Source organism: Citrobacter sp. S55_ASV_140 (genome assembly GCF_018919505.1).
GTDB classification, from domain to species: domain Bacteria; phylum Pseudomonadota; class Gammaproteobacteria; order Enterobacterales; family Enterobacteriaceae; genus Citrobacter; species Citrobacter werkmanii.
In genome coordinates this window covers 1-2,972 of sequence record NZ_JAHLQZ010000314.1, presented here as the reverse complement: position 1 = coordinate 2,972, position 2,972 = coordinate 1, and the positions used below count along the sequence as shown (strand labels likewise).

The window sequence follows — 2,972 nt, the reverse complement described above, 5'->3', positions numbered from 1 at the left end:
AGTCAGAATCATCCAGCAGCTAAAAATATGGCCCTTTCTCGTTGCTATATTCCGATGAGTGTCACGGTTATTATATAGCGTAGAAAGAGAATTGTTTCGTTTGTTAAACCAAATACATCCTTATTTTCACTTGGTTACACTAAGCGAAACTGCAAGGAAGGCAGATAACAAATGGAGTGGTTTGATTCTGAATGCACAGCATTAACCCGGTATGACCCGCGAGTAAGTGAAAAACTATGATAAATGCAAATCGTCCGATAATTAACCTCGACCTCGATCTGCTGAGAACCTTCGTTGCTGTTGCCGACCTGAATACCTTCGCGGCTGCGGCAGCTGCGGTATGTCGCACTCAGTCTGCGGTGAGTCAGCAAATGCAGCGTCTTGAGCAACTCGTGGGGAAAGAGTTGTTCGCGCGTCATGGACGCAACAAACTGCTGACCGAACATGGTATACAGCTGTTGGGTTACGCCAGAAAAATATTGCGTTTTAATGATGAGGCATGCTCATCATTAATGTTTAACAATCTTCAGGGAGTGTTAACTATTGGCGCTTCTGATGAATCCGCCGATACGATACTGCCTTTCCTGCTCAACCGTATAAGCTCGGTTTATCCGAAGCTTGCATTGGATGTAAGGGTCAAGCGCAACGCCTATATGGTGGATATGCTGAAGTCGCAAGAAGTGGATTTGGTGGTAACGACTAACCGTCCGGGCGATTTTGAATGCCTGAATCTGCGCACTTCGCCGACGCACTGGTATTGTGCGGCCGAATATATCCTGCAAAAAGGTGAGCCGGTCCCGTTGGTACTGTTGGACGATCCGAGCCCGTTCCGCGATATGGTGTTGGCAACGCTGAATGCTGCGCAGATCCCGTGGCGCTTAGCGTATGTTGCTTCAACATTGCCTGCGGTTCGTGCTGCGGTCAAAGCCGGTCTGGGCGTTACTGCGCGTCCCGTTGAAATGATGAGCCCTGATTTACGCGTACTGGGCGCGGCGGACGGATTACCGCCATTGCCTGATACCGAGTATCTGTTGTGCTGCGATCCGGCTACGCAAAATGATTTAGCTCAGGTGATCTTTAACTCGATGCAGACATATCAAAACCCTTGGCAATACAATCAGTTTACCCCCGAAGGGGGAGATGATTCGCTCCTTATTGAAGGCGACTTCGAGTAACGCGTCACAAAAAACGTTTTAAAATGTAAGTGTAAAAAAAGAGCCGCTAATGATGAAAAAACATCCAGCGGCTCTTTTTTTATGCAAATAACATTGGTTTATGTCATTTGCTATACTAAAACTTAACAAAATCAGCGGGTAAAAAAACAGCCAGCAAATAGGGTGAAAAATAATCAGCAGAAGTGTTAATTGTTTCCATGTTAAAAAACTAGAGAAATTGTTGCTGTTTTTTATGGTGAATTAACAAAAGCGTGTCACAGATCAAGAAAATACTCCCATTTAGGGGGAGGCATTACTGTGAATTCCTGTCAAAATAGACGAGTATTATCTTTTTTACTTCACTACGGACACGATTCAACAACATTAAAAAAGACCGATGATGCAACCGAAATGGGTGTAAACAGCACTTTATGTTAATGAGGTTGGAGTAGTGTAAAATAATGTGAGGAAACTTTTGTTAAAGTTGACAAAAGGTTATAGAAAGGAGTAAAAAACCCCATCAATTGGCTGTATAAAATGGTTTTCTACAGTGATTGTAAGGTTTTTTTTATTCCTCCCCATGAATCGATGTGGCGTTCATCTGCCGAAAAGAGCAGAGAATTTGGCGCTACTTTTGATGAGTAAGCAATGAGTATGTCAACATCCACTGAAATCATCGCTCATCACTGGGCATTCGCTATCTTTCTTATTGTCGCCATTGGCCTGTGCTGCCTGATGCTTGTCGGCGGCTGGTTTTTAGGTGGTCGCGCGCGCGCGAGATCTAAAAACGTGCCGTTTGAATCAGGTATCGACTCGGTCGGAACCGCCCGCTTGCGCCTGTCTGCCAAGTTTTATCTGGTAGCCATGTTCTTCGTTATCTTCGACGTTGAAGCGCTGTATCTGTTCGCATGGTCAACATCTATCCGTGAAAGCGGTTGGATTGGCTTTGTGGAAGCTGCAATTTTTATTTTTGTGTTACTGGCTGGTCTGGTTTATCTGGTGCGTATTGGCGCGCTGGACTGGACGCCCGCGCGTTCACGCCGCGAGCGTATGAACCCGGAAACGAACAGTATCGCTAATCGTCAACGCTAACCGCGAGGCATTAAGATGGATTATACGCTCACCCGCATAGATCCTAACGGTGAGAACGACCGTTACCCCCTGCAAAAACAGGAGATCGTAACCGACCCCCTGGAGCAAGAAGTTAATAAAAACGTGTTCATGGGCAAGCTCCATGACATGGTTAACTGGGGCCGTAAAAACTCAATTTGGCCATATAACTTTGGCCTTTCCTGCTGCTACGTTGAGATGGTGACCTCGTTTACCGCTGTGCACGATGTGGCCCGTTTTGGTGCGGAAGTACTGCGTGCATCGCCGCGTCAGGCTGACCTGATGGTCGTGGCTGGAACCTGCTTTACCAAAATGGCACCGGTTATTCAGCGCCTCTACGATCAGATGCTGGAACCAAAATGGGTTATTTCCATGGGCGCATGCGCCAACTCCGGCGGTATGTACGACATCTATTCTGTGGTGCAGGGCGTTGATAAATTTATTCCGGTCGATGTGTACATCCCGGGATGCCCGCCGCGTCCAGAAGCGTATATGCAGGCTCTGATGCTGCTGCAGGATTCCATTGGCAAAGAACGCCGTCCGCTCTCCTGGGTGGTTGGGGATCAGGGCGTTTATCGCGCCAATATGCAGTCAGAACGCGAGCGTAAACGCGGTGAACGTATTGCTGTAACGAATCTTCGTACACCAGACGAGATTTAATTTGCGCCTGTCGGCAGCCGCACTTCCTTCGCTTATCACTACATAAAT

The 2,972-nt window shown here is 47.1% G+C and carries 3 protein-coding genes; all 3 read left to right on the top strand.

Annotated elements, in window-relative coordinates; genetic code table 11:
* Window positions 1-236 precede the first annotated feature (236 nt).
* The 3 genes from lrhA (at window position 237) to nuoB (ending at window position 2,924) form a co-directional block, all read left to right on the top strand.
* Window positions 237-1,175 (top strand): transcriptional regulator LrhA, encoded by a 939-nt coding sequence (gene lrhA / locus KQJ18_RS23050; RefSeq protein ID WP_038642304.1) that lies wholly within the window; start codon window positions 237-239, stop codon window positions 1,173-1,175.
* 627 nt (window positions 1,176-1,802) lie between these two features.
* A complete protein-coding gene (gene nuoA, locus KQJ18_RS23045) occupies window positions 1,803-2,246 on the top strand; it encodes an NADH-quinone oxidoreductase subunit NuoA (protein WP_003028077.1) in 444 nt (147 codons plus the stop codon).
* 15 nt (window positions 2,247-2,261) lie between these two features.
* Window positions 2,262-2,924, top strand: a complete 663-nt coding sequence (gene nuoB / locus KQJ18_RS23040; protein ID WP_003028075.1) for an NADH-quinone oxidoreductase subunit NuoB — start codon at window positions 2,262-2,264, stop codon at window positions 2,922-2,924.
* Window positions 2,925-2,972: the final 48 nt, after the last annotated feature.

What these genes read in the sequence shown, in the direction of transcription:
- nuoA (WP_003028077.1), top strand. Translation starts at nt 1,803, where the DNA reads ATGAGTATGTCAACATCCACTGAAATCATCGCTCATCACTGGGCATTC.
- lrhA (WP_038642304.1), top strand. Translation starts at nt 237, where the DNA reads ATGATAAATGCAAATCGTCCGATAATTAACCTCGACCTCGATCTGCTG.
- nuoB (WP_003028075.1), top strand. Translation starts at nt 2,262, where the DNA reads ATGGATTATACGCTCACCCGCATAGATCCTAACGGTGAGAACGACCGT.